A 20,414-nucleotide genomic window follows, 5' to 3' on the forward strand; every position below is an offset into this window, starting at 1 on the left:
ATATAATTGTAACATGAATATTTTTATTCTAAAGTTGATACGAAATAAGAGAGTATTTTGAATTCTATGATAGATAGTTGAGTGATGAATATGGATTCCCCTTCTCTTAGAATTTCAAATATATCACAATAGCTGAGAACGTATCTGAGTATTAGTTAGTGCGCTATAGTTGTCATGTATTATTGAACGGTTTATGTTAAAAAATTAACACATAATACTCCTTATTGTTGAATAGAATGTACGCTATAAAAGAGATTTTGCATTGTAACCTTATTGTTACTATCTTTATTTATTGGAGATGAAATTTATTGAATGACAAATATGTAATATTTATTTTTGTATTTTTTATAATTTGCGCGCTGTCTGTAAATTCTAATTATATAATAAATTTTATTGTTTTGATAATGTTCTTAGTGATAAATTTTTATTTCGTTTTTAAAAATATAAAAAATAATAAAATAAAAATGTTTTTGTTAGATTTATATAAATATAGAAAAGATACAAAACGTCTTGAACATTGGATAATATTAGATGATAAAAAAAGACTTCATAAAAAAATGGTTAAAAAACAATATGATGGAATTAACATAATAATAGGTACATTTGGTTGTAGTATTTTCATTCTTCTCCTTCTTTTTTTTAGATTGGCAACAATAATTCCTCCTATCATAGGTATATTTTTACTTATAATACTTATTATAATCGGTTGTATTGGTTATAAAAATATCATTTGTATGTTTCCGTTTATTAGGCTTTTAGCAATACCTATCTTTTCTTTGGGTATTGTACTCTTTTTACATGACAGTAAAATAATAGAAAATTTTGTTACGTTGGAAGTTTTATTTATTATTATTTCTTCAATATTTTTTGGTTTTGCATGTCTTAGAATACCACCGTATATTATTAGAAGTTTACATAATAAGCAGTTTTTTATTAATAGTGCCCCCAATATATTTTTGATAATTATGATACTTTCAATGAATAATATAAAAAAACCGGATCTTGATTTTACTAAAGATCCTAATTTTTCCAAATTTCCTAACGAAGTTCAAAACATTCTTTCAAATCAGGAATTTGTAAACACTATAAGAGATATTATCTATCAAACTCAAATGACAGTTGTTACTTCTGACATAACAACTTATATCCTTATAATTAGTGTAATGATTTTTATCTTTAGTGCTTTATTAAATATAAAAATGACATATGATAATAAAAAAGCAGCAAAGTTACTTTTTGGAGTTAGAAGAAAAAGTATAGAAGATCAAAAATTTAGTTACAGGGATTTTCAAAAAATTAGTTATTATGGTGGTCAGTACTATGAAGAACAACTTTTTTCAATACCAGGAGTTTATAAATTCATTTATGATATTGAATTAAACAAATAGTAAATCTAAATATATAAAGTTTTCATTATTTGAAGTTTTTAAGAAGAAGTTTTCTGTAAAACATTCTCAATATTAGCAATTAATCGACTATCTATATCCTATTTACCTTAAAGGCTAACACTTTATGAGGGATATATTTACAAAATAAAATACGCTTTAAAATCAGGGTCGATTCCTATCTTAGATCAACTTCGGGAAGGTTTGTGAGTAAATTAGCTTTTTCTCTCTTTATAGGTGTAATAGTGATATGTGTATCTTTATTGTTAAATTGAAACAACGAAATCATAGGAGAAAGTAACGTAAAATATATCGATAATCCCCACCATTCACCACAAAATAAGCCCTCCCTCAGTCTACCACGACGCATAATGGCGCGTGGTCTGATGAGGGAGGGCGTTTGTATGTCCATTTAGTGTTCCATTAATTTTTTAATATCTAAATTCACAGCGAGGACATTGACGGTATTCGTTTCAGAATGACGTTCTGTGTGTTGGTTAATAATAGATTGTATTTGTTGTTTTGTTAAGCCGCTATGTTTTGCGATGCGCTTGATCTGCATGTCTGCGGCTTGTTTCGTGATTGCGTTATCTAGTCCTGATCCAGATGCGGTAAGGATATTAACGGGAACGTCTTTTGCTGGGATTCCGTTTTCTTTACTAAATATTTTACGGTCCGTCGCAACACGGTCTAGTAATTCTGGGTTCGTGTTGCTGTAGTTTGTACCACCTGTTACAGGGAGGATATTTGCTTTCTTTTCATAAACATTATATGAGCTGTAATGGTGTGCTGATGGACGACCATGTAGGTAGACGGGCGATGTGAATTCTTGTCCGATAAGTGATGACCCGACGACTTTGCCGTGTTCTTCAATTAAGCTCCCATTAGCTTGATGATGAAAGAACGTTTGTCCTACTGCGGTTGTAACTAAGGGGTACACTAACCCGCACATGATTAAAACCAATAGGGTCGTAATTAGCGAACTTTTTAACATAGCTTAACCTTCTCTCAAAATAGATTGATGATGATATCGATTAATTTAATGCCAATAAAAGGGGTAATGATACCGCCAAGACCAAAGATGAGTGTATTGTTTAACAGTAAACGACTTTGCGTTGTTGGTTTGAATTGAACGCCTTTTAACGCAATAGGAATTAACAACGGAATGATAATGGCATTAAAAATTAATGCGGATAATATCGCTGAATTGCTCGTTTCAAGATGCATAATATTAAGTACATTGATACTTGGCATCCATGGTAAAAAGAGCGCTGGAATAATCGCGAAATATTTCGCGATATCGTTAGCGATACTGAAAGTCGTTAAGGCACCGCGTGTAATTAATAATTGTTTACCAATTTCTACAATCTCAATCAGTTTTGTTGGATCGGAATCTAAGTCAATCATATTGCTGGCTTCTTTAGCGGCGATAGTTCCTGAGCTCATGGCGACACCGACGTTGGCGAGCGCCAGTGCCGGGGCATCATTCGTACCGTCGCCTGTCATTGCGATGACTTTCCCTTTTCCTTGAGCTTCTTTAATGACGCGTGTTTTGTCTTCTGGTTTACATTCTGCTATAAAACGGTCTACGCCTGCTTCTTGAGCAATAGAGGCGGCTGTGAGGGGGTTATCCCCTGTACACATCACAGTCTCAATCCCCATTTTTCGGAGTAATGTAAAACGTTCTGGTAAACCCGGTTTGACGATATCTTTCAAATAAATGACACCGTAGATGCGGGTATTATCCATAACAACAAGCGGTGTACCACCTTGGTGTGCCACTTCGTCTGTTAATGTTAATAAGTCTTCAGGTATGTCAATGTTCATTTTTTTAGCACGTTTCATTACGGCGCCGACTGCCCCTTTAATATGAAAGCAACCATCTACTTCAATGCCACTTATACGTGTTTCTGCGGTAAATGGGATGGGCGTATAGGAAGCTGGTGGGTCTATGTGTGCGCCTTGTGTTTCTCCATAACTTACGATAGAGCGGCCTTCTGGTGTATCGTCATCGTATGAGCTTAAAATAGCTTCTTTTGTGAGTGCTTCTTGTGCCACGCCTTGTACTGGGTAGAAAGCGTGAGCCATACGGTTACCGAAAGTGATAGTGCCGGTTTTGTCTAGAATCATCATGTCGACGTCTCCACATGCTTCTACAGCTTTACCGCTTTTCGCGATAACGTTGAAGCGGGTCACTCGGTCCATTCCTGCAATCCCAATGGCTGACAACAAACCGCCAATTGTTGTTGGGATTAAACAAATAAATAGCGCAATTAATGATGTTGTTGGCAAATTGAACTGCAAGTGTTTAGCGATCGGAACTAAAGTCACGATGACGATTAAAAATATGAGTGTTAAGCTCGTTAATAATGTCGACAATGCAAGTTCATTCGGTGTTTTTTGACGTGAAGCACCTTCGACGAGCGCAATCATTTTATCAAGAAAAGATTCTCCGGAAGCGGCTGTGACTTTGATTTTTAACTGATCACTAACGACAACTGTGCCGCCGATGACGCTTGAAAAGTCGCCGCCAGATTCTTTGGCGACGGGCGCAGATTCTCCGGTAATGGCGGATTCATCGACCATCGCAATACCTTCGATGATTTCACCATCACAAGGGATGGTTTCGCCTTGTTTTACTAAAACGACATCGCCTTTTTTGAGTTCTGTCGCGGAGATTTCAACTTCACCTTGTGCTTTAAGACAGCGGGCAGTCATCTCTTTTTTCTTTGTACGGAGTGCATTGGCTTCTGCTTTACCACGTCCTTCAGCAAGACTTTCCGCAAAATTGGCAAATAATAAAGTAATGAACAAGATGATAGCGATCATCCAGTGATAGTGATTGGCTTGTTGCATTGAAAAAACAGATGGAAATAGGCCTCCGAGTACAGTGATAAAAAAGGTCACTAATACGACAAACATGACTGGGTTTTTAATCATTTTGGCAGGATTCAATTTGACGAAAGCTTGCCAAATGGCCGATTTTAATAGTTCCTGTTTCATAATTATCCTCCTTAAGAAGTAAGGTACTCACCGATAGGGCCGAGTACAAGTCCTGGTAAGAAAGTAAGCGCACTGATTGTAAGTATAATTACGACAAGGAGTACGTTAAATATTGGTGTATCAATCGCCATTTCATTAGCAGTGTTTTGTAATGGTTTACGTACAAGTAATGATGCGATAAAGAGTTGTAAAATCATCGCTGGGTAACGGCCGAGAAACATGGCGAGTCCAGTAGTGATGTTCCAAAATGTTGTATTGTCTTTTAATCCTTCAAAGCCTGAGCCATTGTTCGCACTAGCAGAAGTGTATTCATAAAGTATTTGAGAAATACCATGTTCACTAGGGTTCGTGATAGCTGCCATCGCATCTGGAAAGCTTAATGCAATACTTGAAAAAACGAGCACAATCAGTGGATGGATAATAAGAATGATTGAGACTAATGTCATTTCTTTACTTTCCATACGTTTTCCAAAGAGTTGTGGTGTTCGTCCAATCATAAGCCCTGCGATAAATAGGGTTAATAACACATAAGTCATAAAGTTTAAAAAACCGACCCCTGAACCACCAAAAACCGCATTAATCATCATTAAAATTAACGGTACCATGCCGCCTAATGCAGTGAGCGAGTCATGCATCGCGTCTACTGTTCCAGTCGTAAAGCTTGTCGTCACTGATGTGAAAAGGGCGCTTTGGGTGATACCAAAACGGGTTTCTTTGCCTTCCATATTGGCACCAGGAATGTGTGGATTTCCCATATGTTCCGCAGATACATGTACGATAAAGAACAATGTGAAAATCGCTAATAATAAACCGATAAAATAGAATGCCTGTTTTTTTGAAGGCAAGTGCTTTTTAAATAACACAATGCCGAAAAGAACAAATACAGCGCCTGGTATCATCATCATTGACATCATTTCAAGCATATTCGTCATTAATGTTGGATTTTCAAATGGCATTGATGAATTTGCGCCAAAAAATCCGCCCCCATTTGTACCAAGGTGTTTAATGCTTTCTAGCGATGCAACAGGTCCAAAGGCGAGCGCCTGTATTTTATGGTCTATTGTCTCAAATTGAATATTTTTACTGAACGTCTGTATAACGCCATTATGCATCAATAACAAATTGATGATACATGAGAGTGGAAGCAATACAAGCGTAATAAATTTAATAAGATCACTATTAAAACTACCGATAGCATCTTGATTGCCTATCATTCTACGGATAAAGGCGAGTGCGATACAGAACCCTGAAGCCGCTGATAGGAACATTAAAAATGTAATGACTGTCATTTGAGAAAAATAACTTAAATTCGCTTCTCCAGCATAATGTTGTAAGTTCGTGTTCGTAATAAAAGAAATGACAGTATTAAATGCCAAATCCGGAGACATATTGTCAATATGGTTTGGATTAAGCCACAAGCCATGTTGCGTTCGTAATATGACATAACAAATGAGCGCCGCAATCCCATTTGTAACGAGTAAGCTTTTCAGGTAATCTTTAGCGGATTGTGGCTTGTATTTCAGTCGCAATAACTTGGCGAGTGTATGTTCTAATTTGGCATAACGCACATAGAGAAAACCATTGTAGTTAAAATAAATATAGTAGAGATACCAGCCTATAAGCGTTGATGTAATAAGAAATAAAGTGATTAAAATGAACCAGCTAGCCATAAAAAATTACTCCTTTATTAGTATCTTTCGGGAAAAATCAAAACGTGAATGAGATAGATGAAGATACATAAAATGATGAGTAGTAGTAACATGTTACTTCTCCTTTTTAGTTAAATATTTTTCTAAAACGTTGATTCCTAAAATAGGTAATCCGAACATGCAAAAAAATAAAAGGATATACATGATATCTTCCATCTTATTTTTGCCTCCCTTTTTAATCTGTGAAAAATATAACACCAAACATATTAAGAAGGCGTTAATATATGGATTGTAGATATTAATATGGTATTAAGATTTAAAACGCGTTGTGGTTCTTACTGGTTTTCATGTCGTGAAAGGACTACACTGATGAAGAATAGGAGGGCGTGAAGATGAAGGGCAAACTGAAGATTTATATAGGTTATGCGGCAGGCGTCGGGAAAACGTATCGCATGTTAAGAGATGCACATGATCTTATCGACAAAGGGATTGATGTGCGTATTGGTTATGTTGAGCCGCATCAGAGACCGGCGACGACAGCGTTGACCCACGCGATTGATGCGTTTCCACTTAAAACGATACATTATAATCAACATACATTTCATGAGCCCGATATTGATGCGATTATTGAAGCGCAACCGGACGTCGTCTTAATTGATGAATTAGCCCATCATAATGCGCCAGGAAGTCGTCACGATAAACGTTATCAAGACGTAGAAGAATTGTTACAATCAGGCATTAATGTTTATACGACGTTGAACATTCAACATATTGAATCGTTGTATCATATTATTCATCATTTTACGAAAGTGGAAATCAGTGAACGTGTGCCTGACAGAATCATTAAACAAGCGGATTCGTTTGAGTTTGTAGATATTGAACCTATAGATTTACAAGCACGTATGAAAGAAGGAAAAATCTACCAAGAATCACAGGCACAACGTGCGTTAGATAGCTTTTTTCAGTTAGATCATCTTATCCAACTTCGAGAACTTGCTTTAAGGGAACTTGCCAATTTCATTGATGCTAAAATGGCGGAAGTCGGTCTAGATAATGAAGAGCAAGTAATCGCAGTAGGTATTTCGCCATATGCGCAAAATATGAAGGTCATTCGTCATGCTGCGAGACTCGCACAAGCTTTTAAATGTAATCTCACGGGGATTTATATTGAAAGTAGAGCACTTGAAACAGAAGAAATTAGACAATTGGATATGAACCGTAAGTTACTAGAGTCATTAGGAGGCCGCTTTATTAGCCTTTATGGTGAAGAAAGTGAACAGCTTGGGGAATGGTGTACGGCGAATAGAGTAAGTAAAGTCGTGCTAGGACGTCCAGTTAAGACGCATATTTTTCAACGTTATGACATTATTTCAGACTTCAATACACGCTATCCTAATATCGACGTCTACATTATTCCAAGTGCTGGTAAAAAGAAAGAGACGCAACCGTTATTTACGTCGTGGCTCCAATTTCAAACGGTCGACTTGATGAAATTAATTTTAATAATGACGATCTGTACCGTCATCAGTTTAGTCATGTATGAATATAACCTCAATGAGTCTAATACGATAACCATTTACATGCTCGGTGTCATTCTGTCAGCATTATGGATACGTTCGAAATTAAATGTGCTACTGTCCTCCATAAGTGCGGTCTTGATGTTCAATTACTTTTTTACGACACCACGCTTTTCATTTGAAGCCTACCGGGAAGACTACCCTACGACGTTTACGGTTATGTTTATATGCGGCATGATTATGAGTACCGTAGTGCGTAAAGTGACAGAACAAACTAAAGTAGCGAAAGAAAAAACATATCGGACAGAAGTATTATTAGAAACCAATAAATTGCTTATACAAAGTGTTGATGAACAAGCCGTAATAAAGACGATGACGCAACAATTTTCTAAACTAACACAAGAGAATGTCATGATTATCTCTGCGGATCAAACGCAGACGTTACCAAAATTAGAAGCGCATTTGAAATGGGTCGTATATCATCAACAAGAAGCGGGTTACTCGACGGAAACTTTTCCGGGTTTAGCGTATTATTTACTACCGGTGAACCAACAAGAATGTACCCATATCATCGTCATTCCAGCATCTGAGCAATTAGCGTTTGAGAAAGAAATCATTTTATCTATGGCCATTGATATGACGAATACACTTGAAAAAATCAATTTATACAAAAAGAATAAACAACAAGAAAAAGAGAAGGAACGTGAAAAAGCGAGAAGTACATTTTTAAAGTCGATTTCGCACGATATACGTACGCCATTGACGGCGATGATTGGCAATCTCGACGTGCTTGAAGGGGGTATGAATGCCCAACAAAAGCCTATTTTAAAAAGTATTAAAGAGGATGCGACTTGGCTTAATAATATGGTTAATAATATACTAACAGTGACTAAAATAGATCATGATGATGACAATGCGCATCATCAAATTATCGTGTTGTCCGAAGTGATTTATACCGCTTATCAACTCACTGTAAAAAGAGCAGGTATACGAACCATTCATATTGAAGAACCTGACGAAATTTTATTAGTCAAAATAGACGAAAAAATGATGACACAGGTACTTATTAATTTAGTCGAAAATGCGATTAAGTATACGCCTGAAGATGCGGTCATTACGATTCGTTGCCGTCAAGAACAGGAAAGTGCTGTCATTGAAGTACAAGACAATGGTTATGGGGTAGATGAAGCAATGCAAGAACGTATCTTTGACCAATATTATACGAGTGATAATACGTCAGATCGCTCTCGTAAAGGATTGGGACTTGGATTGTATTTATGCCAAATGATTCTTAAACGGCATGATTCTAGTCTCTATATTAAGAAAAACGAGCCTAATGGCGCAATCTTTGGATTTAAACTCCCGTTAGAGAAGGTGATAAATTGAAAACGCAATTGTTAATTGTAGAAGACGACCCTTCTGTACAACATTTGCTTAAACGGCTATTTGAACAAAACGACTATCGGGTACATCTTGCCAGCGATGGTAAAGATGCATTGTTTCAATTTAATAATGTGTTGCCTGATATTATGATTCTTGATTTAGGATTACCAGATATGGAAGGGCTTTGTATTATTCAAAAAGTAAAAAAATCATACAAGACGCCAATACTTGTGCTGAGTGCAAGAGAAGATGCTGAAGAAAAAGTGATATGTTTAGATCATGGCGCAGACGATTATGTTACAAAACCGTTTAATTCGGAGGAATTGTTGGCGCGTGTACGTGTACTTAAAAGAAAATATACAGATTGCATGAATCCATCTAACATTTATACGAATGGCGATTTAGTCATTGATTATAATAGCCATACCGTTGCGATTGAGGGTAAAGAGATACACTTAACTCCAATCGAATACAAATTACTCGTCTTGCTTTCAGAGCATACAGGTAAAGTGTTGACGTATAAATTTATTTTAAAAGCGGTGTGGGGGCAAGTATTAGAATCTGATTTACCGTCATTGCGAGTTTTTATGACTACTTTACGTAAAAAAATTGAACATGACCCTAAAAATCCACACTATATACGGACGCACCTTTCCGTAGGTTACCAAATGATGAAACAAGACCATGAAGCACAAGATACTTAAATTGAAAGTAAACAACTATAAATACAGTTTTTCTTTTTTAAAGTGAGATGACTTTCTCATCTCACTTTTTGGTACAAAAATGATTGCAACGTTTCTGTAGTTGCTGTTAAATGCACGATTTATAAAATAAGTATTGGAAATCTTAATAAACCATAAACTTCCCATCACACAGCACAATGTATGAACTTAAAAGTGTTAAAAATGTTTCTAGACCATTGTGTATACTGTTGGAATATCTCAAGTTAGTAATTTAAAATTGAAAGAATTGAGAAAAAAGTTAAACTGATTAAAAGAGTTTCATATGGCTATCGCAACGTTTATAACTTCAAAAATCGCATTTTTATTATTTTTAGACTGTATAAATGACCAAAGAAAAAGCAATACCGCTCTTCAATAGTGAAATTGCTTAAATAGATTGCGTACCGAGTCGAGACTCCCGAGGCATAGAGCCGAAACCGAAAATCCATTTTGGCTTCTTATGAGCTACAATAAAAGCCAAAATTAGTTGAGGTAAGGCGCCTGGGAAAGCGAGACTCGAAGTAGCAATCGGAAGTTTGCGACTTAATTATAATAGATTCTAACTACCACATAAGATAAACAACGATAAATACAAACGAAACAGCGACTTGCCGAGTTCTAATGCAAGTCGCTGTTTTTTTGATTTATAATTTTTTCACTGTAAGCAATAAGTAAATAAAGAATGGGGCGCCGAATGCCGCGATGAAGACACCCGCAGGCACTTCTTTTGGTAAGAAAGCAACGCGACCGATAAGATCGGCAATCACTAATGAGGCAGCGCCGACGAGGGCAGACATCAACAGCTTTTTGAAGTAACTGCCTTTAATCAATGTTTTCGCGATATGAGGTGCGATAAGACCAACGAATCCGATATTACCGACAAAACTAATCGCTGCTGCGGTTAATACTGTCGTCACAATCATTTCCAATTGTTTCGTCTGATTAACGTTGAGCCCGAGGCCTGTAGCGACATCGTCTGTCATCGTTGCGATATTCAATCTTGGAATAATAATAAACAACAATGGCAACATGAGTAAGATGAACGCACAAATAATAAGACTATCTGTAAACGTGGCACCTGACAAACTACCTACAATCCACGTATACGCTTTAGAAGCGGACAGTTGATTGGTCATTACGAGCATCCCGTGAACGAGTGCCATTAATAAGGTTTGTAGCGCAATCCCGATAATAATTAACGTTGTCGGTTGTATATTGCCACGTGTTTGAAAAGACATCAAGATGATCATAGCAAGCGCTGAACCAATCAATGTAAATACGGGCAAGAAATGTATGCTAATGCCACTTACAAAAGCGATAAATGCTACGGCACCGAACGTCGCTCCGCCCGTGACACCGATAATATCAGGTGATGCGATAGGATTTTTCAGTACATTTTGTAAAAGTAAGCCACTCACGCCAAGGGAAGCGCCTGCGACGATTGCAAGGAGGATACGTGGCAGTCTTAAAACTTCTATTGTAAATTGGTCTGCACTTTCCATTGGGTTCATGATATACGTGAATAAACTTTCTGGTGTGATAAAGGTTGATCCGAGCATTAAGCTTAAAAGTGAAAGGAGTATTAAGCTTATGACGGCAAAAATTAAACGGATACTGTCTCGTTTGTTAATCGTAGCATTCATAAGCGTTGAATTCCTTTCTTAATAATAGCGATTAATGTCACAGAACCTATAACAGCAGTAATAACCCCAATCGGTAATTCGAGTGGTTGAATAATAATTCTTGCGATAATATCCGAGACAAGCATTAAAATGGCACCACACATGGCGGTCATCGGTATTAAATATTTATAATTCGGCGGCAACCATTTTTTGATAATGTTCGGCACAATAAGCCCGACAAACATGATCGCGCCGGCAATAGCGACGGAAACACCTGCAAGTGCGCTAATGATTAAAATGATGAGGCCTTTTGTCAATTTAACATTTTGGCCGAGTCCGGTTGCGATTTCGTCACTTGTCATTAAAATATTTATGTGCGACGACATTAAAAAGGCAAGTACGATAAAAGCGATAACGATAGGAATGACCCAAGGGACTTCCCATAAGTTGCGTACGGCAACAGACCCTCCAAGCCAAAATAGAAAGCCTTGTAAATTACGTTCATCCATAATTAAAATGCCTTGTGTGAAGGCGCTGAATAGTGCTGAAATGGCAGCCCCAGCTAAGATGACACGATTCGGTGAAAACTGTGCTTGTTTAAACATCCCCAGTGCGATAACGATACATGTGACGAGTATCGCACCAATAAACGAAATGATAATCAATGCTTCGAACGAACCGATGCTAAAGAAAGTTAAGCCGACAATAACGAAGAAGATGGCCCCTGCATTCACTCCGAACAAACCGGGGGAGGCGATAGGGTTTCTCGTTAAAACTTGCATTAACAATCCTGCAACGGATAAAGCCGCACCGGTAAGAAGCGCAGTGCCTGTACGTGATCCTCTAGATTCAGCAAGCAGAATATGTATATCGTTATGAGCGTTAAAGTGGAATAACGCTTGTACCAACTCATTGAGTGATACAAGCGTATTTCCAATTATTAAGCTTAATATTGTTACAACGATAAGACATAAACCGGCAAGCATCAATTGATAGCGCGGTTTAAGTAACATGAAGTAACTCCCTTATGCATTAAGATTGTTTCTTAATGTCTAATTTTTTATATAAGTCATCGATAAGTTTGATAGATGATGTGTAACCACCAGCCATGTTCCACGTAATTTCATCGATGTCTTCTGATACGTGACCATTTTTAACGGCGTCTAGGTTTTTCCATTGTTCGCTAGATGTCCATTCTTCTTTTGTTTTCTTCGCTAATTTAGCATCGTTTGGAATCGTATCAGATTTAAAGATGAAGATGTGATCAGCATTCATCATAGAAATGCTTTCTTTTGATGTTAATTGAATGATGTCTTTACCTTTATCGACTTCTTTTTGTTGTGCTTCTGGACGTTTGAAGCCTAAGTCATGAAGGATATCTCCTGCAAATCCACCTGCGTAAATACGTGTGTGGTCAGGACGGAAGTTCACGACTGAAGCACTCATTGGCCATTTGTCTCCAAGTGACGCTTTCGCATCTTTCTTGAATTGTTCTACTTTATTTTCATAGTTTTGTTTTAATTCGTTTGCTTTTTTCTCTTTACCTAAAGATTTACCCATTACGTCTAATGTATCTTTAAATTTATAAACCGTACCTACAGTTACAGTTGGTGCAATTTTAGAAAGTTGTTCGTATTGCTTTTCGTTACGAACTTTAGAAGCAACGATTAAATCTGGTTTTAATTTAGAAATTTCTTCTAAATTTGGTGAAGGTTCTTGACCTACAATTTTAGTATCTTTTAGGTCTTTCTTTATGTAATCATATTTTGGTTTTTGTGTCCAAGATTCTACCGCACCGACAGGTTTTACACCGAGCGCTACAGAAACATCTGTTGCACCTTGATACAGTGTTACAACGCGTTTAGGTGTACCTTTTATTTTAGTCGTACCCATTGCGTGTTTGACTTCGATTGTTTTGCCATCTTCTTTAGTACTTGAAGAGGAACTCCCATTCCCACAGGCTGCCAGAACAAAAATCATTGCGACTGCAATGACTAACATTTTAGATAGTTTTTTCATCATCTTGATGAGACCTCCTATATTTTTCATTGATAATCATTATCATTTATAATGTCTTATATTTTGCCCCGCAAGTCAATAGTAATTTTTAACTTTTTTAATTTAATTTTTCATTTGACATTTTGAAATCCTTATTTATATAATACCCACATCGATAATGATAATCATTCTCACTTAGGTTGTGTTATCGCTATTTATCCTATTAGGAGGCATTAAGTATGATACAAAAAGAACGGAAATGTCATGATTCGATATTGTCTTGTGTTGGCAACACACCGATGGTTCAACTGTCATCACTTTTTCCGAATCATAAGGTGTATGCCAAGTTAGAATACATGAACCCTGGCGGTAGTATGAAAGATCGGCCAGCAAAATACATTATTGAGCGTGGTTTAGAACAAGGCGATATTACACCAGAAACACATTTAATTGAGAGTACGTCCGGAAATCTTGGGATTGCCCTTGCGATGATTGCCAAAATCAAAGGGCTAAAACTGACATGTGTCGTTGACCCGAAAATTTCTGAAACGAATTTGAAAATTATTAAAAGTTATGGTGCGAATGTTGATATGGTCCAACAAGCCGATGAAAATGGGGGCTATTTAATGACACGTATTGAACGTGTGCATCAGTTGTTAAAAGAAACTGACAATGCATACTGGATTAACCAATACGCAAATGAATTAAATTGGCAAGCACATTATCACGGTGCGGGGACTGAAATTGTCGAAACGATTGAAGGTGCGATTGATTACTTTGTTGCACCAGTGAGTACGACTGGTAGCATCATGGGGATGAGTCGCAAGATTAAGGAACATCATCCGAATGCTAAGATTATCGCTGTCGATGCGAAAGGGTCTGTCATTTTTGGGGATGCACCGACAAATCGTGAATTGCCAGGTATTGGTGCGAGTCGAGTTCCAGAAATATTAAATCCATCAGAAATTGATGATGTGATACATATTGACGACTATCGTTCCGCACTAGGTTGTCATGAGTTGGTGGCAAAAGAAGGCATTTTTGCGGGCGGTTCAACAGGGTCTATCGTTGCTGCAATTCAGCAACTTGTAGAGACAGTCGGTCACGATAAAACGATTGTCACGATACTACCAGACCGAGGTGACCGCTATTTAGAGCTCGTTTATTCGGATGAATGGTTGCAACAGTTACAAAATAAAAATGAGACGGATACCGTGCTCAATTCTATATAAAAGAAAATGGGGGATGAGGACATCACTGATGAATGCTTTGAGGAAGCGATAAGGGTGACCGAAAAGCAAAGTGTTGTCCAGTCCCTTTTAAGATTTCAAAAACACAATTCAAATAAAAACATAAAAGGATTAAGAGGAGCGCTACGAACATGAACTATGAATTATTGTATTTAAATAGAACGGATATTGAACAAGCAGGAGGTGCACATTCAAGCGTATACGTTGATGCTTTAACAGAAGCGTTAAAAGCACATGCGGAACAGAAATTTGTTCAACCTTTAAAACCTTACCTTCGTGCAAATGGTAAAGACGGCCATATCGCAGACCGTATTATTGCGATGCCAAGTTATATCGGTCTTGAAGACCCAGTATCTGGTATTAAATGGATTGGTAGTAAGCATGACAACCCATCAAAACGTCAAATGGAGCGTGCAAGTGGGGTTATCATTTTAAACGATCCTGAAACGAACTATCCAATCGCAGTTATGGAAGCAAGTTTGATTAGTAGTATGAGAACGGCAGCGGTATCAGTGATAGCAGCACAACATCTAGCGAAAAAAGGTTTTACTGATTTAACGATTATTGGTTGTGGCTTAATCGGTGACCGTCAACTTCAAAGCATGCTAGAACAATTTGATCACATTAAAAATGTTTACGTGTTTGACCAATTTGAATCTGCAAGTGCCGCATTTGTTGAAAGATGGAAAGCAGCGCGCTCAGATCTTAACTTTGTACAAGCGCAAACTGCAAAAGAGGCGATTACACAAGGTGACGTCGTGATTACATGTACAGTAACGGATCAACCGTATATCGAATATGACTGGTTGAAAAAAGGTGCCTTCGTGAGCAACATTTCAATTATGGATGTGAAAAAAGAAGTCTTCCTTAAAGCGGACAAAGTACTTGTAGACGACTGGTCTCAAGCTAACCGTGAGAAGAAAACGATTAACCAACTTGTATTAGAAGGACGCTTCTCTAGAGACGATTTACACGCTGAATTAGGTCAATTACTGACTGGTGAAAAGCCGGGGCGTGAAAACGACGACGAAATTATTTTACTTAACCCAATGGGTATGGCGATTGAAGACATTTCAAGTGCTTATTACATTTATAAAGCAGCGAAAGCACAAAACATCGGTACGTCACTGAGTCTTTATTAATGTAATGGACCCGTTAGCAATGTCTTAACACAAATAAGGGAGCATCTAAATATGTTAGAAATAACGAAAAACAACTACGAACAACGTGCCGCTATCACGATTTTGAGTGATTTAATTGATGCCTTGCTCTTTGAAGATGTTTTTGAGCTCCATTCAAAAAGTGATGTTGTGCGTGAGGAAAGTGAGACGACCTTGGTTTACGAACGTATGGGCAAGGTACTCACGATACCTGTATATTTTAGCGGACTAAATGTGTATCGTTATGCACGTACGCACGGAGACGTAAAGTTGCAACACCAACATCAAGAGATAACCCTCAATGCAGTGGAACTTTGGGATGCGATTGTGGATATGAATCCTCATAGTGCGCAGCAGATGAATGTGACACGCTTTAGAGAAGGGCTTGTAAGTGCACAAGCCCAGTTATCTGCACAATATGAACGTTTAACACTTTCAGACCATCCTTTTATTCAATCCGAGCAATTTGCGAGTTTGAAAGATCGTCCGTTTCACCCGTTAGCTAAAGAGAAACGTGGATTAAGTGCGTATGACTATGAGCGTTATCAATCGGAATACTATCAGCCTGTAGCGTTAAAAACAGTGGCGATTCACCGTGATGCCCTTATAAAGAGTCAGTTTTCAGATGAGGAAAAATTACTACAGTCTTTAGGTCTCGACAACGAAGCTCAATACGCTAAGGTGTTGCAAGAGCAAGGATTACAAGCGAAAGATTTTATGATTTTCCCGGTGCATCCTTGGCAACTTGAACATGTTTTGCCTGAATACTTTGAGCAAGAGTTTAAACAGCGCATAGTAGTGCCATTGGACATAGAATGCGGGTCGTTTTTAGCTTCGTCATCTATGCGCTCGCTTATTGACTTGAAGCAGCCTTATCAACATGTGAAAGTGCCGTTTTCAATGCAATCGTTAGGTGCGTTACGTTTAACACCGACACGCTATTTGCTTAACGGTGAAAAGGCAGAACAGTTACTTGAAAAAGTCATACACCAATCTGAACATCTGACAAACACGCTTTCATTATGCGATGAAAAGCATTGGTGGTCGTTTATTGAACCTTCTAAAGACATCTTTGAAGATAAAATTGGTCATTTAACAGCACAATTACGTCAGTATCCTCATGAGATTCAAGATGAAGAGACGACGCTTATTTCGATGGCTGCGCTCGCGATGCCAGATAGACGTGTATATGATGCTATTTTCGGCCATTCGAATTACACATCTTCCGACGTTGAAATGATGTATCAAGACATCGTTTCGCATTTTATACGAACGATGTTTGCGTTAATGCAACGCGGCGTCTTACCTGAAGTGCATGGCCAAAATATTTTAATCGCATTTAAAGCGGGCAAAGTTACGCGCTTTGTATTGCGTGATCATGACACTGTACGTATTTACCCAACGTGGATGGCAGACAATGGACTAGAAGTGCCAGATTATACGATTCGAAAAGATACACCTAACACGTTAATTAATGAAAATTTGGAAACGTTTTTTACGTATTTCCAAACGCTTGGCATATCGGTCAATATATATGCGGTGATTGATACACTTGTGCATCTGTATGACCTTGACGAACAACGCTTAATGGCCTTTTTGAGAACAACACTGAAAAGAACGGCACAGGAGACGGTATGGCCTCAAAACAGTGTAGAAGATGTCATGAATCTACTGTTTGAAAAAGAAACATGGCCTTTCAAACGCATTTTACTTCCGTTATTACATCAAAAAAATTCTGGTGGTGGCAGTATGCCTTCTAGTATTGGAAAAATCGCTAATCCAATGATGTTTAATGAGTAACGAAGCACTTTGGAAACGTAATTTTCGCATTTTATGGAGCAGTCAGTTCATCTCTATTGCTGGTTTAACCGTACTTGTTCCGCTCTTACCGATATATATTGCTTCACTTAAGGATTTATCGGTAACAGAAATTCAGTTGTGGAGTGGTGTAGCCATTGCAGCACCCGCAGTAACGACTATGATTTCGTCACCATTATGGGGCAAGCTCGGAGACAAAATCAGTCGAAAATGGATGGTCATTCGTGCCTTAATTGGACTCGGCATTTGTTTAGTTTTGATGTCATTTTGTACGACGCCACTACAGTTCGTTTTAGTGCGGTTACTTCAAGGTTTATTTGGCGGTGTCGTAGATGCGTCTAATGCCTTTGCGACAAGTGAAGCGCCCTTAAACGAACGTGGAAAAGTTCTTGGTCATTTACAAAGTTCGATTAGTGCGGGTTCTTTAGTGGGCCCTTTGATTGGTGGCGTGTTAGCAACGATCGTCGGTTTTCAAACATTATTATTGAGCATAGGTATCATGACTTTTATCGTTTGTGCGATAGGAATGCTGTATCTCATTGAAAGGGCACATCATAAACATCATGCAGATGCAGCGCCACCTGTTCAATGTAGTGTAAGCCAGTCATTTAAATGTCTACTCTGTACTAAAGTGACGCGTCGCTTTATCATTGTCGGCATTTTAGCCAACTTGGCGATGTACGGCATGATGACGGCATTAGCGCCTCTTGTGTCTGGTGTGAATGCGACAGTGCTAGATGATAAGGCAGCGATAGGACTAATTCAATCTGCTTTTTGGATTGCGTCTATTTTAAGTGCCCCGTTATGGGGAATGCTGAATGACAAACATTATGTGAAATATGTATATATTGCGACGACGCTCGTATGTGGACTGAGTGTCGTCTTGCAAGGCGTTTCATCCAGTTTATGGGTGTTACTCCTCTTTCGTATGATTCAAGGTTTTACGTATAGCGCATTAATTCAAAGTGTCATGTTCGTAGTAGTCAATGCTTGTCATAAAGATTTAAAGGGAAGCTTTGTCGGTTCAACGAACAGCATGCTTGTTATTGGTCAAGTGACTGGAAGCATGATTGGTGCACTTGTGACAAGTTATTACAGTCCTATAGTGACCTTTATTGTGATGGGTATCATCTTTATGTCAAGTAGCCTCGTGCTCTTATCATCACAATTGAGTCGTGTGAAAGACTATCAATTATTAATGAATCAAGTATGGGAGTTGAAAGTACAACGTGCAAAACATTCAAAATAAAACCATTGCAGAACAGGCGGCATTAGAACGCATTCTCAATGTGTATTTTAGAGAAAACAATTTATATCATGAAGCCGCTGATAACGCACAATGGTGTATCAAGCTTAACGAAAGTGAATCATTGACAGGCACTTTCCTCTATTGGTCTAAGATGGGACATCACGTATACCATTCTGATATTCATATTAGTGACGGTACACAATCCGCTCCTGTTTCATGTCAAGAAGCTATCGAACGTATTCTCTCAAAACTTGCGCAATCGGAAAGTGATTCAAATGTTTCTCGCATTTTAGAGGATATTGAAAATAGTATTACACGTACGGCACACTACCTTAACTACAAAGATGAAACACGTCATATCGATGGCTATATTCAGTCTGAACAGTCTTTATATTTAGGTCATCCTTTTCATCCAACGCCGAAAAGCTCAAAAGGATTTACGGATAATGATTTAAATCATTATGCGCCGGAATGTCACACGCAGTTTCAACTCCATTACTTAAGTGTCGATAAAACGCAAAGTGTTACACGTTACGTAGAGGGCTTAGCAGATACAGTGGATGACGCTCTTTATGCGCTTGCCAACATTGAAAAAGGTGCTTTACCAGAGCACCATATATTATTGCCGCTTCACCCATATCAAATGCGTGGGCTTAAAGCATATCCAAAATTCGATGATATGTTGCAAAAAGGCTACATTAAAGACTTAGGCATACGTGGGCGTTCAGTCTACCCGACGTCTTCAGTACGTACAGTTTTTGAAAAAGATTTAAATGTGTATTTAAAGTTACCGATACATGTAAAAATTACAAACTTCATTCGTACCAATGATCATGAACAAATCGAACGTACACTTGATGCAGCGGAAGTGATTGCGCATGTTAAGGAAGATGTCGAAACAGCAACGTTTAAATTAATGTTTGAACAAGGTTATCGTGCTGTACAACATAAAGAGACACGAAACGATCTTCATTTGTTAACGGAAACAGCAATGATTGTTCGGGAAGGCATTGCAGGTTATGGCGCCGATAAGGATATACATGTGCTTGCGAGTCTATTTGAAACGATGCCGAATGAGACAACGTCAACTTTGAGTCGAATGTTAGAGCGAAGTGATTTAAATGCTAAAACATGGTTACAACGTTATTTAGACATTACGATAAAGCCTATGTTATCACTCTTTGCAACGACAGGGATTAGTCTTGAAGCACACGTTCAAAATACGCTTGTTCAATTTGAAGCAGGTGTACCTAAAGTGTGTTATGTCCGAGACCTTGAAGGCATTAGCATATCAGAAACGATTGCGACAGAGGGACAATTGATTCCACATGTTGTGGCGTCAGATAGTCCAGTGGTGTGTACACATGATACAGCATGGCACCGCTTTAAATATTACGTCATCGTTAATCATCTTGGACACCTTGTTGCAACATTAGGTAAGGCAACTGGTGATGAAGCAGCATTATGGCAAGTCGTCCAACGCGAAATGCAAACGTGGCAAGAAGAAAAGGTAATGTCAGCGTATGTTGAAGATTTACTTCATGCAGAAACGTTTTCAGCTAAAGCAAATTTTATAAGTAAAATTAAAGATTGTGGTGAAAATCCTATCTATACGAATATACCGAATCCGATGTGTGTAAAAGAGGGGGCATTGTAAT

Annotated in this window: 15 protein-coding genes and 1 pseudogene; 9 read left to right on the top strand and 7 right to left on the bottom strand. The window is 38.0% G+C overall.

The genetic code is table 11. The annotated features are described in order from the left end of the window. Nucleotides 1-308: 308 nt before the first annotated feature. Nucleotides 309-1,388, top strand: a complete 1,080-nt coding sequence (locus LN051_RS00180) for a hypothetical protein (protein ID WP_229292634.1) — start codon at nt 309-311, stop codon at nt 1,386-1,388. A gap of 409 nt (nt 1,389-1,797) precedes the next feature. Here the strand turns inward: LN051_RS00180 and kdpC are convergent, their stop codons facing one another. The 4 genes from kdpC to LN051_RS11450 are packed head-to-tail and all read right to left on the bottom strand — an operon-like array spanning nt 1,798 to nt 6,150. Then, complete coding sequence (gene kdpC, locus LN051_RS00185; RefSeq protein ID WP_229292635.1) at nt 1,798-2,379, bottom strand: potassium-transporting ATPase subunit KdpC; 582 nt, start codon at nt 2,377-2,379, stop codon at nt 1,798-1,800. A 14-nt stretch (nt 2,380-2,393) separates the two neighbouring features. Further along, the gene (gene kdpB, locus LN051_RS00190) at nt 2,394-4,388 is read right to left on the bottom strand and encodes a potassium-transporting ATPase subunit KdpB (RefSeq protein ID WP_229292636.1); all 1,995 of its coding nucleotides are present in this window, start codon (nt 4,386-4,388) and stop codon (nt 2,394-2,396) included. 11 nt (nt 4,389-4,399) lie between these two features. Then, nucleotides 4,400-6,058, bottom strand: coding sequence for a potassium-transporting ATPase subunit KdpA (kdpA, locus tag LN051_RS00195; protein ID WP_229292637.1), 1,659 nt, complete (start codon nt 6,056-6,058; stop codon nt 4,400-4,402). 17 nt (nt 6,059-6,075) lie between these two features. Beyond that, nucleotides 6,076-6,150 carry a potassium-transporting ATPase subunit F gene (locus tag LN051_RS11450; RefSeq protein WP_420853997.1) on the bottom strand — a complete coding sequence of 25 codons (75 nt, stop codon included), beginning with the start codon at nt 6,148-6,150 and terminating at the stop codon, nt 6,076-6,078. A gap of 279 nt (nt 6,151-6,429) precedes the next feature. Between LN051_RS11450 and LN051_RS00200 the strand changes: the two genes are divergently transcribed. The 3 genes and pseudogenes from LN051_RS00200 to LN051_RS00210 all read left to right on the top strand — a co-directional run. Continuing rightward, nucleotides 6,430-8,940 carry a sensor histidine kinase gene (locus tag LN051_RS00200; protein ID WP_229292638.1) on the top strand — a complete coding sequence of 837 codons (2,511 nt, stop codon included), beginning with the start codon at nt 6,430-6,432 and terminating at the stop codon, nt 8,938-8,940. Beyond that, nucleotides 8,937-9,641 (top strand): response regulator transcription factor, encoded by a 705-nt coding sequence (locus tag LN051_RS00205; RefSeq protein WP_229292639.1) that lies wholly within the window; start codon nt 8,937-8,939, stop codon nt 9,639-9,641. Before LN051_RS00200 ends, LN051_RS00205 begins: the two co-directional genes overlap by 4 nt. A 255-nt stretch (nt 9,642-9,896) precedes the next feature. After that, nucleotides 9,897-10,007 (top strand): annotated as a pseudogene (locus LN051_RS00210) (transposase); the annotation flags it as partial. Nucleotides 10,008-10,303: 296 nt separating this feature from the next. Here LN051_RS00210 and LN051_RS00215 read toward each other — a convergent pair. Genes LN051_RS00215 through LN051_RS00225 form a run of 3 tightly spaced genes read right to left on the bottom strand, consistent with a single transcriptional unit; the run spans nt 10,304 to nt 13,300 of the window. Then, nucleotides 10,304-11,302 (bottom strand): FecCD family ABC transporter permease, encoded by a 999-nt coding sequence (locus tag LN051_RS00215; protein WP_229292640.1) that lies wholly within the window; start codon nt 11,300-11,302, stop codon nt 10,304-10,306. Next, a complete protein-coding gene (locus LN051_RS00220; RefSeq protein ID WP_229292641.1) occupies nt 11,299-12,294 on the bottom strand; it encodes a FecCD family ABC transporter permease in 996 nt (331 codons plus the stop codon). The genes LN051_RS00215 and LN051_RS00220 overlap by 4 nt, the downstream gene beginning before the upstream one ends. A gap of 19 nt (nt 12,295-12,313) precedes the next feature. Continuing rightward, entirely contained in the window at nt 12,314-13,300 is a 987-nt protein-coding gene (locus LN051_RS00225; protein WP_229293571.1) for an ABC transporter substrate-binding protein, read from the bottom strand. Nucleotides 13,301-13,518: 218 nt separating this feature from the next. Here LN051_RS00225 and sbnA point away from each other — a divergent pair, with 218 nt between their 5' ends. The 5 genes from sbnA (at nt 13,519) to LN051_RS00250 (ending at nt 20,413) form a co-directional block, all read left to right on the top strand. Further along, nucleotides 13,519-14,511 (top strand): 2,3-diaminopropionate biosynthesis protein SbnA, encoded by a 993-nt coding sequence (sbnA, locus tag LN051_RS00230; RefSeq protein WP_229292642.1) that lies wholly within the window; start codon nt 13,519-13,521, stop codon nt 14,509-14,511. A 149-nt stretch (nt 14,512-14,660) separates the two neighbouring features. Then, nucleotides 14,661-15,671, top strand: coding sequence for a 2,3-diaminopropionate biosynthesis protein SbnB (gene sbnB / locus LN051_RS00235; RefSeq protein WP_229292643.1), 1,011 nt, complete (start codon nt 14,661-14,663; stop codon nt 15,669-15,671). Nucleotides 15,672-15,722: 51 nt separating this feature from the next. After that, nucleotides 15,723-17,489: a staphyloferrin B biosynthesis protein SbnC gene (gene sbnC / locus LN051_RS00240; protein ID WP_229292644.1), complete on the top strand. Its 1,767-nt coding sequence runs from the start codon at nt 15,723-15,725 to the stop codon at nt 17,487-17,489. Further along, the gene (locus LN051_RS00245) at nt 17,482-18,756 is read left to right on the top strand and encodes an MFS transporter (RefSeq protein WP_229292645.1); all 1,275 of its coding nucleotides are present in this window, start codon (nt 17,482-17,484) and stop codon (nt 18,754-18,756) included. Before sbnC ends, LN051_RS00245 begins: the two co-directional genes overlap by 8 nt. After that, nucleotides 18,746-20,413: an IucA/IucC family protein gene (locus LN051_RS00250; RefSeq protein WP_229293572.1), complete on the top strand. Its 1,668-nt coding sequence runs from the start codon at nt 18,746-18,748 to the stop codon at nt 20,411-20,413. The genes LN051_RS00245 and LN051_RS00250 overlap by 11 nt, the downstream gene beginning before the upstream one ends. Nucleotide 20,414 lies beyond the last annotated feature (1 nt).

The sequence above is a fragment of the Staphylococcus ratti genome (assembly GCF_020883535.1).
GTDB classification, from domain to species: Bacteria; Bacillota; Bacilli; order Staphylococcales; family Staphylococcaceae; genus Staphylococcus; species Staphylococcus ratti.

Coding starts and splice junctions, on each gene's coding strand:
- kdpC (WP_229292635.1), bottom strand. CDS start 2,379: ATGTTAAAAAGTTCGCTAATTACGACCCTATTGGTTTTAATCATGTGC.
- kdpB (WP_229292636.1), bottom strand. CDS start 4,388: ATGAAACAGGAACTATTAAAATCGGCCATTTGGCAAGCTTTCGTCAAA.
- kdpA (WP_229292637.1), bottom strand. CDS start 6,058: ATGGCTAGCTGGTTCATTTTAATCACTTTATTTCTTATTACATCAACG.
- LN051_RS00200 (WP_229292638.1), top strand. CDS start 6,430: ATGAAGGGCAAACTGAAGATTTATATAGGTTATGCGGCAGGCGTCGGG.
- LN051_RS00215 (WP_229292640.1), bottom strand. CDS start 11,302: ATGAATGCTACGATTAACAAACGAGACAGTATCCGTTTAATTTTTGCC.
- LN051_RS00220 (WP_229292641.1), bottom strand. CDS start 12,294: ATGTTACTTAAACCGCGCTATCAATTGATGCTTGCCGGTTTATGTCTT.
- LN051_RS00225 (WP_229293571.1), bottom strand. CDS start 13,300: ATGAAAAAACTATCTAAAATGTTAGTCATTGCAGTCGCAATGATTTTT.
- sbnA (WP_229292642.1), top strand. CDS start 13,519: ATGATACAAAAAGAACGGAAATGTCATGATTCGATATTGTCTTGTGTT.
- sbnB (WP_229292643.1), top strand. CDS start 14,661: ATGAACTATGAATTATTGTATTTAAATAGAACGGATATTGAACAAGCA.
- sbnC (WP_229292644.1), top strand. CDS start 15,723: ATGTTAGAAATAACGAAAAACAACTACGAACAACGTGCCGCTATCACG.
- LN051_RS00245 (WP_229292645.1), top strand. CDS start 17,482: ATGAGTAACGAAGCACTTTGGAAACGTAATTTTCGCATTTTATGGAGC.